This window comes from Shewanella sp. SM71 (genome assembly GCF_025653905.1).
In the GTDB taxonomy this organism is placed as follows: domain Bacteria; phylum Pseudomonadota; class Gammaproteobacteria; order Enterobacterales; family Shewanellaceae; genus Shewanella; species Shewanella oncorhynchi.
In genome coordinates, this window is sequence record NZ_JAKKRW010000009.1 from 1 (window position 1) to 11,692 (window position 11,692).

At 46.0% G+C, this 11,692-nt stretch carries 10 protein-coding genes; 3 read left to right on the top strand and 7 right to left on the bottom strand.

Translation table 11 applies throughout. The features are described from left to right. Positions 1 to 499: 499 nt before the first annotated feature. Complete coding sequence (locus L5L97_RS10475; protein WP_263181820.1) at positions 500 to 892, top strand: DUF6678 family protein; 393 nt, start codon at positions 500 to 502, stop codon at positions 890 to 892. A gap of 197 nt (positions 893 to 1,089) precedes the next feature. On the opposite strand, the gene atcC is transcribed toward L5L97_RS10475, so the two are convergent. The 6 genes from atcC to ppk1 all read right to left on the bottom strand — a co-directional run bounded on the left by atcC (position 1,090) and on the right by ppk1 (position 7,752). Next, positions 1,090 to 1,986 carry a cold adaptation protein AtcC gene (gene atcC / locus L5L97_RS10480; RefSeq protein ID WP_263181821.1) on the bottom strand — a complete coding sequence of 299 codons (897 nt, stop codon included), beginning with the start codon at positions 1,984 to 1,986 and terminating at the stop codon, positions 1,090 to 1,092. An 11-nt stretch (positions 1,987 to 1,997) separates the two neighbouring features. After that, a complete protein-coding gene (gene atcB / locus L5L97_RS10485) occupies positions 1,998 to 2,756 on the bottom strand; it encodes a cold adaptation protein AtcB (RefSeq protein ID WP_006086363.1) in 759 nt (252 codons plus the stop codon). Then, positions 2,756 to 3,283 (bottom strand): cold adaptation protein AtcA, encoded by a 528-nt coding sequence (atcA, locus tag L5L97_RS10490; protein ID WP_115015148.1) that lies wholly within the window; start codon positions 3,281 to 3,283, stop codon positions 2,756 to 2,758. Before atcA ends, atcB begins: the two co-directional genes overlap by 1 nt. 23 nt (positions 3,284 to 3,306) lie before the next feature. Next, a complete protein-coding gene (locus L5L97_RS10495) occupies positions 3,307 to 3,591 on the bottom strand; it encodes a J domain-containing protein (protein WP_006081330.1) in 285 nt (94 codons plus the stop codon). Positions 3,592 to 3,993: 402 nt separating this feature from the next. Then, entirely contained in the window at positions 3,994 to 5,538 is a 1,545-nt protein-coding gene (gene ppx, locus L5L97_RS10500; RefSeq protein ID WP_028760274.1) for an exopolyphosphatase, read from the bottom strand. A 42-nt stretch (positions 5,539 to 5,580) separates the two neighbouring features. Then, the gene (gene ppk1, locus L5L97_RS10505; RefSeq protein WP_028760273.1) at positions 5,581 to 7,752 is read right to left on the bottom strand and encodes a polyphosphate kinase 1; all 2,172 of its coding nucleotides are present in this window, start codon (positions 7,750 to 7,752) and stop codon (positions 5,581 to 5,583) included. A 376-nt stretch (positions 7,753 to 8,128) separates the two neighbouring features. Here ppk1 and yegD point away from each other — a divergent pair, with 376 nt between their 5' ends. Together yegD and L5L97_RS10515 are read left to right on the top strand one after the other, a co-directional pair. Continuing rightward, positions 8,129 to 9,595, top strand: a complete 1,467-nt coding sequence (yegD, locus tag L5L97_RS10510) for a molecular chaperone (RefSeq protein WP_263181822.1) — start codon at positions 8,129 to 8,131, stop codon at positions 9,593 to 9,595. A gap of 45 nt (positions 9,596 to 9,640) precedes the next feature. Next, a complete protein-coding gene (locus L5L97_RS10515; protein ID WP_198572713.1) occupies positions 9,641 to 10,129 on the top strand; it encodes a CreA family protein in 489 nt (162 codons plus the stop codon). A gap of 138 nt (positions 10,130 to 10,267) precedes the next feature. Here L5L97_RS10515 and L5L97_RS10520 read toward each other — a convergent pair whose 3' ends face one another. After that, positions 10,268 to 11,467 carry a cystathionine beta-lyase gene (locus L5L97_RS10520; protein WP_263181823.1) on the bottom strand — a complete coding sequence of 400 codons (1,200 nt, stop codon included), beginning with the start codon at positions 11,465 to 11,467 and terminating at the stop codon, positions 10,268 to 10,270. Positions 11,468 to 11,692: the final 225 nt, after the last annotated feature.

Genomic DNA, 11,692 nt, shown 5'->3' on the forward strand with positions numbered 1-11,692 from the left:
ACTTGCTGCGAGTCGACGAGCGAATGCCATGGCAAGCCTGTGCGAGTGGATACCCGTAAACGCTAAACTTCTAACAACTGAAATTACTGCTCCCCAAACATTTCTGTCCAAAAGCGTGCGGCGTATCGCTTTAAATATACAAGTTATGCTAGTGCGCAAAAAGGCGTGCCATGGTGACTCGCGTGACGACTATCCGCCCTACGGAAGGGCATTCTAGGATGGACTGGAACAACATCCATGCTTAACTGCCAGTTCGCCCTCCATGGCTCTCGTTCATAAACTTAGAATCCCTAGGCTTCTATTCACCCTGTCGACGAGCAAATACGATGGCAAGCTTATATGAGTAGGTCAAACCAATAAGCGCTCCACGGTTTAAAATGGATGGCCTAATTTATTGCCCATCATTTTATCTGTCATTTTAATTAGTTTTTATTGGCAATATATATCTATTAAAGCTATATCATTTAGTTTTTCACTTAGTCGCTTGAGACACTAAAAAATGAATTCTGAAGTTTTGAAGTATGTAAACGAGCATCAGCTTTCGTCTGTAATGAATAAAACAAAGTGGTGCGAGCTTGAAAAGGCTTTGAATGAGTCTGAAGACTTTATTCCCTATGTGCGATACAAATTGATTTATGATGAAAACCCTAATGCAGGTTTTACTGCCGTGTGGTGGCACGAGTTACTTGAAATAGCAGAAACCATTGAGTGGTTAGAAGTTGATCCATTCAAAAGAGAATGGCTAGGCAGATTAGTGGCGGATCGAGTGACGGACTTTTCTGATGTTGTAAGCGCACAATTAGCCCAATATTCAATTCCTTATTCGATAGAAAATGGCATGTTTCGAATTTGGGGTTATCTGAGGAGGGATGAATCTCCAGAATTTATCTAACTGAAGAGTTTTATCTCTGTAAGTTACTTATTTTAAAGCTAAAACCACTCAAAACTGAGACGTCAATACTGATTGTTGGGATTGAGCATAGAGACAAAAGACATTAAAAAAGTGCTTTATTTTTCAATAAAGCACTCATTTTAAAGCGACTCAAGCACTCGTTAACCTACTGAGCACAGTACTGATTAAAGGACCGATCAAAGTACTATGTAGAGTGGCCAGCCGAGGAGGCCGACGAGACCTTCTTTATGTTCGAATCTTTCTAAGCGCTCGGGTGAAGCGTCGCTGAGTAAGAGTTCGCGATAGCTTTTCGCAAAGTGCAGGGTACGCAGTAGGGCGGGGACAAAGTTTTTACCGAGATCTTTACTGATGGTTTCAGCGAGTTCTGCGGGTAATTCTGCTAACGCTTTCTGAGTTTCCAATTCAATATGCTCACGGGTAAACCACTCCTCTTTTAAGGTGATTTTGCCGATACGCTTTTTCAAATCTTGTCTGACTTTGGCGCCATCAAACAACAATCGATACAGTACCGCTTCGGCTAATACACTCTCTAGATTGAGAAAATCTAGCGGATCATAGCTCGATTGCGCGTAAAACTGTGCCAATAAGGCCGCAATTGACTGTTGGCGTTGGTGTTCAAGCAGGGCATCTTGATAGGCTTCATAGCCTAACCACTCTTCCGCATCTGGCGGGCTAGACACTTGTTCTAGCAAGAACTTGTCGACATCGCCGTACAGTGACTTGCCGTTGACGAGTTTATGCTTGCTGACAGTGCTGAGCATGCTCCAGCCTTTTTGGAAGCATTTGACTACGCCATCGGCGGTGATCAACAGGCGTATCGCCTGCTGCAGGTTTTGGTTTGATAATTCCATCAAACCAAGGCTGACCACACCAATGACATCGTGCGCTGCTTGTTCGAGCAGGTGCATTTTGTACTTGTTGTAAAACTTATCGGCCAGTTTGAGGCTCATCAAAATGGCTTTGGATTTGATTTGTGACAGCTGTTCACCGCTCAGCGTTTCGTCTGCTTGGCCTTGGATCAATACCTTGCTCAGGTAGGGTCCTTGATCTACATCACGCAGTACCAGTTGCATCAAATAATTCCTTAATCCAAAAAGCTAAACATATCATCGACTTCAGCGTATTCATCCGTCACTTGGTTTTTCTCTTTGGCTTGAATAACCAGCTCGTTGACAAACTTGCTGATGATCATTTCCCAACCTGAGCTTTCGTTTCGTAGCAGACTCTTAATGGCTTTTTCAACATCGGGCGCGAGCTCGTGGATCAAGGCCATTAGGCTGCGTGGGTCGTCTATGCTAAGGCTGTGTGCATCTTCACTGGCGACGCGGCTGTCGTAGCCGATGGTTTCAGTGTCTTCTTCATCATCGTAGAGATCTGTGTAGCCGTCTTCATCTTCATGTTTTTCGCCTAACATCATTTCGATGAAAGGGATCGACAGGTAGAAGAGGCCCGCAGGATCTTCGGCGATACATTCTAAAATCGCAGTTTGCTTTTCTTCGCTATCTTGAATGCGAATTAAATAGGTCAAAAAATCAAAGGTATGCTGAATAAGTTCTTCGGCATTGTTTTTGATTTTTTCTTCCCAGTACAAAGGTTGCTGACAGACGATGTCGCGAATTTGTTCCGGGGTCATGAGTTCAGACATGATCGAAGGGCAAGAGATATCATGGTGACTGTTGATTTGGGTCAGCGTGACGATATCCATGTGTTCGATGACTTCGACTAATTGCTCGTCGCTCATGGTATTTGCAATGATTTCAAAGCGTTTGCTCGCTTGTTTTGGCTCTACGTCCGCCAACTCTTTAATTTCGGCGACGGTAATCTCAATGAGACTAGTGTTCATTAGCGGTCCTCATCATCGTAGTGATCGTAGTAGCCATCTTCCTCTTCGCCTTCATCATCATCGTCGTTATCTGAGGTGCCAACATAATCGTTGTCATCATCTTCATCGTCGTGATGTTTTGCTGCTGGCGTTGCTTTACCTTGAGTTTCAAGTAAATACAGCACGGCGCAGCTTTCAATCAGTAAGGTTTCCGAGTAACCACGCACGGCTAACACTAAAGGTAAATCAGCATTGTTAAAGCCAATCGTGACTTTAAACTCATCCCACTCGGGTTGAGTTGCCGTGTTTATCCAATGTGCCCACTTGAGTTTGGCTTCGGCGGGAAACTTAATTCGACCGTAAAGCGCGACAGGCAGGTACTCAGGCACAGTATCGAGCATCTTAGGATCGGCTTCTAACACCTTTTTGATTTGGCTAGTAAATTGCTCTAGCGCTTTAGGTGTATCGGGATCGTCGTAGGACTCGATATTGTCGTAGGCATTATTTTTTAGCTCATTAATGCGTGAGATATTCAGTTTTTTGACCATTTGGCACTTACTCTAGAAAACGCTCAAGGATAAAATTGATCCCACAGCTCGCGCATGGCACTAGCGGGATCGGTCACTATGACGTTATTGAAATCTTTGATAAACGCATTTCGTCGCTTAGGATCGGACAACACATCATAAGCATTTTTAACGCGTTCAAGTTGTACGGCGGCTTGCTGCTTTTCCTCTTCCGAGGCGCCTAACAACTTGTCGGGATGATATTTGTTTGACAGCCGTCGATAGGCTTTTTTAATGTCGTCTTCTTTGGCACTGGGTTTTATACCAAGCACACTAAAGTGGTTAATCATACTTGTACCTGCAGGCGATGGGGCTGATATCGCGAGATAAAAAGGGTTTGACTCTGATTATCTTTAAATTCGTGGAATTATGATTAGTCAGCCGTGGATGATAGCAGAAATTCCCACTCAGCGGCAAACGCGCGAGCAGGAATTTGTGCTTTAGTGAAGGGTTAAAAATCCTTTAAACTTTAATCTGTTGTGGCGCATAGATTAAGTCTACCGCTATGCTGTTGAAATCCGGTTACCTAGCCAGATTGACAGCTAACTTAACCTTGTTTTAGGCGAGATAATGGCCCTCGATTAAGGGCAATATTTTAGCGCCGAACAGTGCCGAATCCTCGCTAAACGCATTCACACAGAGCTAACCCACACTCGCCTCGGCCACGTTAGGCTGAGCTAACGCCGTAACCGCTAAGTCAGACTAGACACTAAACGCAGGTTCATTCCAAGGGTGAGCATTTGTTTTTGTTCTCGCTGTAAATCTTTCATAAACAAGCTGATTTTCCGCTTATGGCTCGGTAGTACTAGCATGAGTCCATCGGGGATCACTTTAATATGATCTAAGGTCAGCGTCTTAGCGATACGGCCAAGATTGAGCAAGACAGCGAGCCTAAGCAAGCAGAGCAGGCGATTGAGTGTGAGCTTATGGTTGGGATCGAGCTCAGCCAGCATTAATTCGTTAGGCTTTTTTCTGTGATTGGTGATAAGCCGCGCTAAATCCAGCTGTAATGCTTCGCTAAACCCAGGTAAGTCACTGTTACTGATAATGTAACCGCCGTGTTTGTGCAGGGATTTTGAATTAATGTGTAATCCGATCTCATGTAAAGTCGCGCTATAGGCGAGCAAGCGCGCATGGGGCCTTAATTGCCATTCGTCGGCGACCTGTTCAAACAAGGCCATGGCAGTGTCGCGTACCTTAGCGGCGTGGGCCATATCGATATGATAAAGCTGGGCAATACTGTCGACGGTGCGGTGGCGAATATCCTGATATTGACCAATCTTTGCCAGTTCATAGAGTACGCCTTCACGCAGTGCGCCTGGGCTAAACTCAAGTTTTTGAATCGGTAAGCGCCTAAAAAAGCTGATTAAAATGGCAAGTCCGGCGGGCACTAAGGGAATGCGTTTATCATCGACGTTGGCAAATTGGATTTGGCTAATATGGCCACATTTGATCAACTTGATTTTGAGCTGTTTGAGTCGTGGTAGCGTGATGGTTTCATCGCCGTGCTCTTCTTGAATTGCTTCGCAGATGGCTTTCACTGTGCCTGAGCTACCCAAGGTGAGTTCCCAGCCGCCCGCGAAATATTCCTTTGAGAGCGACGCGAACTGCTTATCGGCCGCACTTTGGGCATCGCGAAATGAGGCCGGGGTGATGAGCCCATCAATAAAGAAACGCTCATTAAAACTCACACAACCGCAGCGCAGGCTAGATAACTGAGTTGGGGTATTTTTCTGGCCGATCACCACTTCGGTAGAACCGCCACCGATGTCGATGACTAAATTACTTTTTCCTAGCACTTGGCTTTGGGCAATACCGTTATAAATCAAACGCGCTTCTTCATGGCCCGAAATGACCTCCACCGGATAGGGCATGATGGCGAGCGCAGCCTCGATAAACTGATCGCGGTTTTTGGCAATTCTCAGAGTGTGGGTGGCCACTAATCGCACTTGCGCTTGGTCGAGATTGGAAAATCTTTGGTTAAAATCCCGCAAACAATTGAGGCCACGTTCTATGGCGTCATTGTCGAGAATATTTTGCGCATTGAGCCCAGTGGCGAGCTGAACCTGTTGTTTTTCTTTATGTAAAATCTGCAAACTGCCATCTTGCTCGCGGGCAATGACCAGATGAAAACTGTTCGACCCCATATCGATGGCGACAAAGTGGCGCGATTTAGAGTTTGCGAGTACATTGCTGGGCGTAGCGTGTGACTGTGTGTGCGAATATGTGGTTACCAATCGGATTATCCTTAGGCAATCAAAGCGATATAAAGCCAGTGATTAGCTGGCTTTGGCCCGTAACTCAGGTGTTATGTCAGGCTGAGTTTTCACTTCTCGCTCAGCGTCACCCTCATGGGTGGACATACGTAAGGCATTAAATTCTTGCAGTTGGCGCTTCTCATAATTAATCAGATATTGATAAATGGCAATTTGAGAACGCACTTTTCGTTTGTTACCGCGATTCCGATAAGGATTACTTTGTTCCTTGTTAATGACACGTGCTTTAGTGTTGTCATTGAACTGTAAGGATAAAATATCCATTATCATCTGTTTTAGGCGCAGATCATAAATCGGCACACTCACTTCAACGCGATTATCTATGTTGCGGCTCATCCAGTCGGCGGAGCAGATAAAGAGTTTGTTCTCTCCACCCGCGTGGAACAGCATCACCCGTGAGTGTTCGAGGAATCGGTCGACGATACTATAGACTTCGATGTTGTCGCTGATCCCCGGAATTTGCGGGATAAGCGAACACATGCCGCGAATAAGTAACTTGATTTTGACCCCAGCGGCTGAAGCCTCATAGAGTTTTTGGACCAAGGATTCATCGAGTAAGTTATTTAATTTTAAGGTAATCGCCGCCTTCATATGGCTCTGGGCATTAACGATTTCATTATCAATTAAATGGCTCAGTTTTTGTCTGGCATCGTAGGGCGACACAATTAAATGCTGGAAATTATCGCGGCGATACGGATGTTCAATCAAGTCAAATACTTGCTCTACTTCACGGGCAATTTCTTGATTAGCGGTGAATAGCGACAAGTCGGTGTAGACCCGCGCCGTGCCTTCGTTAAAGTTGCCTGAGCCGACGTGACAATAGAGTTTGATTTCCCCTTGTTCCTCACGGCCAATTAAACACAACTTGGAATGCACTTTTAAGCTGGTGATACCGTGGTGAACTTTGACGCCCGCTTCGGCCAAGATGCGGGTCCATTCGATGTTGGATTGCTCATCGAATCTGGCCCTGAGTTCAATTACGGCGGTGACTTGTTTGCCGTTTTTCACTGCATCGATAAGTGATTGCATCACATGGGATTTTTTCGCCACTCGATATAAATTAATTCGAATAAAGCGCACCGCCGGATCGTAGGCCGCTTGGCGCACCATTTCGGTAAAGTGGGAAAACTTATGGTACGGATAATTGAGCATTATATCGCCCATCCGAATCGCATCGAAACTGTTGGCACTGCGGCCAAAACCTGCACTATTGAGCGCCGGTAGTTTTTCGTTTTCGAGGTAGTCGCGGCTCGGGTTGGGAAAGGCGATAAAGTCTTTAAAGCTGTGGTAACGCCCGCCTGGGATCAAACATTCAGTCGAGCTGATGTTCAGGTTTTCTTTGAGCATCACCAACATGTGTTCAGGCATTTCTTTGTCATACACTAAGCGCACAGGCTCGGCGGTAAGACGTTTTTTCAATCCCTTGGTCATTTTCTCAAGCTGGGTTTGTTCAAGCTCGTCAGTGATATCAAAATCGGCATCGCGGGTTAACTTCATCGAATACACTTCGATAGCATCGTACTCGAAGAAGGGACCAAAGAGTTCATCTACGCAGTGGCGAATAATGTTATCTAATAAAATCAGATATTTTTTCGCTTTACTCTTTTCGGCTGGGAGTTCGATAAACCGCGGCACATTTTTAGTCGGTACTTCGACTAAGGCGTATTGGCGGCGAGCTTTAGTGAACAAACACACACACAAATAGGTGGCATCGTCGTTGATTTGCTTGATCAGATCGCGATTATTATTGACCATAAGCGGCGCGATATGGCGTTTGAAATGATCTCTAAAATGCTTTTTCAGCCAGTCGCTGTGGAACTCGCTTAATTGTTTCTCATTGATTAACAAAATATTACGACGTACAAGTTCGCGCATTAAATCCGTGTATATGCCATCGAACCTTTCTTGCAATGCCATCACTTTCGATTGGATCTTGGCCATTAAATGGCGGCTATTACTGCGACCTTCCTGCAGGGATGACAGCAAAATGGAGCGTCTGACCGCAGCCACACGCACCCTAAAAAACTCATCCATGTTATTGGAAAATATCCCTAAAAAGCGCACTCGCTCCACTAAGGGAACATTGTGATCGCAGGCTTCTTGCAATACCCGCTCATTAAAAGACAACCAAGAGAGTTCTTTATCAATCGAAAGTTTATCGGTATTCGGGGACACTGCACAGCTCCTTTAAGCAAGCGTCATGGCGCAATATACAATAGCATTCATCCGCCGTTGTGCAATCAGATTTACTGCCGACAAGTGAAGGAATTTCAATGATAAATATTGCGTACACGCCAAAATCAGTCTGGGATTTATCTGGGATAAAGATACGAGGGAAATATGTCAACTTGATGACGAGTGTGACAGAAATATGACCTTATGATGATCATCTTGGATTGAGCTTAAACTCAGTTCGCGTCACTGCGATTTAAGCCTTGAGAAACTGTGCAAGCGCGGTTTCCTTGAGAATAAATCCGTCAGTGTTAACTCCTTGGGCATTATCGCAAACTATGTTATCTTGCTCGGCTTTTTTATCGCGGGAGTAAAAGGTATGTTTGTTGGATTTGATTATGGTAGTGCTAACTGCGCCGTAGGGATCATGCTGGATGATGGTGTGCAGTTATTGGCGTTATCAGAGCAATCAGCTTATTTGCCTTCGACCTTATACGCGATGGACAGGGAACTGATCGCCGAGGCGGTTTATCGTGGTCTTCCCACTGAATTGAAAGCCGATTACGCCAAAAAGCGCGCCGCGCAATTGAGTCGTGCCCGTATGGTGCGTCATGAGTTAGATCTCGATGCCGATGTTCAGGCTGTATTTGTTGGCGAGCAGGCGGTAAGCGCGTATTTAGAGATGCCGGAGGAGGGATTCTATGTCCGTTCGCCAAAATCCTTTTTAGGCGCGACAGGACTTAGACCCGAACAAGTGGCCCTGTTTGAAGATATTGTTACCTTGATGATGCAGCACATTAAAGTGCGCGCCGAATCTGTGTTAGTTGAAAAGGACCTTATTAAACAGGGTAGCACTGCGATGATCACCCATGCGATTATTGGTCGTCCGGTGAACTTTCAAGGCATAGGCGGAGAAGAGAGTAACCGTCAGGCCGAAGCCATTTTGACCTTAGCGGCAAAACGCGCGGGTTTCATCGACGTTGATTTTCTGTTCGAGCCGTTAGCGGCGGGGATGGATTATGAAGCGACCTTGACCGACAACAAAACGGTATTGGTCGTCGACGTCGGCGGCGGTACAACGGACTGCTCTGTGGTCAAAATGGGACCCGCCCATAAACAAAAAGCGGATCGCAGTGAAGATTTCCTCGGTCACAGCGGCCAGCGGATCGGCGGTAACGATCTCGATATCGCCCTTGCAATGAATGCCTTTATGCCGCACTTTGGTTTAGGTTCCTTGATGATTAATGGCAAACCTATGCCCAGTAAAACATTTTGGAATGCGGTCGCAGTGAATGATATTAGCGCCCAGCGAGAATTCAGTACCTTAAGTAGCCGTAAATTGATTGATGAATTGGTTAAAGAAGCCGAGCAGCCACAGTTACTTAAGCGATTGTTAAAGGTGCAACAGCAGCAGTTAAGCTATCAACTGGTTCGCCAAGCCGAGCGTGCGAAAATTGCGCTATCAGATACCGATAATACAGATGTTAATCTGGATTTTATCGAAGCGGCGCTGCACGCGGGTGTGAGTCGTGAATTGTTTGAAAATGCCATTGAGCCGTCACTGACGAAAGTGGAAGCCCTGATGCACCAAGCGCTCACGCAAGCTGCAAAAACTTTGGCTGCAACAAATGTCGCGGTAAACCGCTCAGCAACAGAGGATTTATCCGCTGAAGCAGAGTGCAAACCCGATGTGATTTACGTGACGGGGGGTACGGCACGAAGCCCTGCGATTTATGCGAAAATCGCTGGTATTTATCCCGATATTCCGGTCGTGGTCGGCGATCACTTTGGTTCTGTGACAGCAGGATTAACCCGCTGGGCACAAAAGCTATTCGCTACGCATTAATATATAAGCGCTAACATATAGGCACTAATGTAAAAGGATGTATGAATGAAAACTCTGTTGAAGTGTGTGTTTGCGGCCTCTGTAGGTTTATTGCTTGCGGGTTGTGGTGACGATGTGGGTAAGGTGAGCTTAGGGCTTTTTACCACTAAAGATGTGATTATTGATGCTAAAAACGATCCTAAAATACCTGGGGTGACTTGCCATATCAGTCGTATCGAAGCCAATTTAGACTTTGCCGATCCGTCCGATATGGGGATCAGTTGCCGTCAAACTGGGCCAATTACTGCGGCCGATCTGGCGAAGATAGACATGGGAAAACACGGCGAAGTGATTTTCACCGAATCCCTGAGTATTTTATTTAAGTCATTAAAAGTGCGCCGAATTTATGATGCGCAAAATCAGACTCTGTTGTATTTGTCCTATTCGACGAAAGAGACCAATGGTAGCCATAAACATGCGCTCTCAACAGTGCCGCTTTATGGCTCTGCGGCTTGGGTCGATCCTGCATTAAGTATTGGAACGAAAGCGAATTAATCACCGTAGAGTTTATGGTTTAGCGGTTTATTTGCGATAAGCATAATGATATTGCAATAAACATTCGTATTTGTGTCAGTATCGATAAGAGAAGGGGCAGAATATTTATTCCGCCCCTTTTTTATATTCAGCTAGCACTTACTTAGCTTTGGCCGCCAATACTGCGTTAAAGCGTTCAAACCCAGCACTGAGATCGGCGATTAAATCAGCGGGATCTTCTAAACCAATATGTAAACGGATCAAAGGTTTGCTCGCATCCCATTGCGTCGCTGATCGGATTTTTTCAATACCGAAAATGCCGAGGATTAAGCTCTCGTAGCCGCCCCAAGAAAAGCCCATCTTAAAGTGACTCATATTTTCAACCAGTGCGGTGACCGCATCGCCATCGCCCTGTTTTAAGATAAAGGAGAACAAGCCGTTGGAGGCATTAAAGTCGCGTTTAAAGAATTCGTGCCCGGGGCATGTATCGAACGCGGGGTGACGTAGATGATCGACTTCTGGCCGGGTTTTCAACCAGTTGGCCACTTGCAGTGCATTTTTTTCATGTTGCGCCATACGCACGCCTAAGGTACGTAGGCCGCGGGCAGCAAGGTACACATCGTCTGGTGATGTGGTTTGTCCCATCAAATAACTGTGTTCACGTAATTGTGGCCAGTATTTTTCGTTGGCCGTGGCCGTGCCTATCATCACATCCGAGTGACCGACGATATATTTGGTCGCCGCTTGAATTGAGATATCTACACCCATTTCAAAGGGTTTGCTATTGATGGGCGAGGCCCAAGTATTGTCCAGCATAGTGATCAGCCCATGTTCGTGGGCGATGCGGCACAAGGTCGGTACATCTTGCACTTCCATGGTGATGGAGCCCGGAGACTCTAAAAACAGTACCTTAGTATTGGGGCGAATAAGGTCGCGAATGCCTGCGCCAATCAGCGGATCGTAGTAAGTGGTTTCGATACCAAAACCGCCGAGAATATGGGTGCACAGATCCCGCGTTGGCTCATACACGCTATCAACCATTAACAGGTGATCGCCCGTTTTTAAAAATGACAGTAGCGCCGCACTGATCGCCGCAGCGCCAGAAGGATACAGCGCCGTACCGACGCCGCCTTCTAGTTCGGCAATCGCGGCCTGAAAGGCAAAATGGGTTGGGGTGCCACGGCGGCCATAAAACATCTCGCCATTGGTTTTATTTTTCGCGGCGTGGCGCATTTCATCCATGGTTTCGAAGACGATAGTCGAAGCGCGAAAGACGGGCGGATTGATCACGCCTTTGGTCCATTTTTTGTCTCGACCTAAGCTGACGATTTGAGTGGCTTGATGATGTTTATCTGTCATTGGATCATTACCTTGGCATTTAGGTTGAACGAAGAGGTTGAACAATTTAGGAGAATAATTGGCGTTTCTAATCGATTGTTATGGCGGTCATCTTAGCATCTGCCCGCATAAATGACAGGAGGCGCGTGATGAGTTTGGCTCATGTTATTGGCCTCCTGTATTTTAGCTATTGAGATTATGACGCAGGGCTTAAAAGCTGTAACACGCTCAACTTAAAGCCAGTAT